Source organism: Pseudomonas sp. JV245A (genome assembly GCF_032424515.1).
GTDB classification, from domain to species: domain Bacteria; phylum Pseudomonadota; class Gammaproteobacteria; order Pseudomonadales; family Pseudomonadaceae; genus Aquipseudomonas; species Aquipseudomonas protegens.
This window is the reverse complement of sequence record NZ_VYKE01000455.1, coordinates 1-812: the sequence shown is the minus strand read 5'-3', so window position 1 is coordinate 812 and position 812 is coordinate 1. Positions and strand designations below refer to the sequence as shown.

Sequence of the window (812 nt, the reverse complement as noted above, 5' to 3'; positions counted from 1 at the left end):
GCCCTGCGCGTGCTGTGCCTGCAGGAAGATTCCGCCGACCGCGTGATCGAAATGCTCAAGGGCGCCATGGCCGAAAACCGCCTGGGCAACCCTGAGCGCCTGTCGGTGGACATCGGCCCGGTGATCGACGCCGAAGCCAAGGCCGGCATCGAGAAGCACATCCAGGCCATGCGCGACAAAGGTCGCAACGTGTACCAGATGGCCATCGCCGACGGCGAAGAATGCAAGCGCGGCACCTTTGTCATGCCGACCCTGATCGAGCTGGAAAGCTTCGACGAGCTGCAGCGCGAGATCTTCGGTCCGGTGCTGCACGTGGTGCGCTACAAGCGCAAGGAAATCGACCAGCTGATCGCCCAGATCAACGCTTCCGGCTACGGCCTGACCCTGGGCGTGCACACCCGGATCGACGAGACCATCGCCAAGGTGGTGGACAACGTCCACGCCGGTAACGTCTACGTCAACCGCAACATCGTCGGTGCCGTGGTCGGCGTGCAACCGTTCGGCGGCGAAGGCCTGTCGGGCACCGGCCCGAAAGCCGGCGGCCCGCTGTACCTGTACCGCCTGCTGTCGACCCGCCCGGTGGATGCCATCGAGCAGTCCTTTGCCCGTGGCGACGCCGAGAACGCCCCGGACCTGCGCCTGCGCGAAGTCCTCAGCAAGCCGTTGAACGCCCTGCAAGCCTGGGCCGAGAGCAGCAAGCTGGCGGAACTGGCGATCCTGTGCAAACAGTTCGCCGGCCAGTCCCAGAGCGGCATCACCCGGCAGTTGACCGGCCCTACCGGCGAGCGCAACAGCTACGCCATCCTGCCCCG

The 812-nt window shown here is 66.1% G+C and carries 1 protein-coding gene; it reads left to right on the top strand.

Translation table 11 applies throughout. The features are described from left to right. Positions 1-812 (top strand): aldehyde dehydrogenase family protein (locus F6S12_RS32395; protein ID WP_315869941.1); only part of this gene is annotated, 812 nt, incomplete at both ends.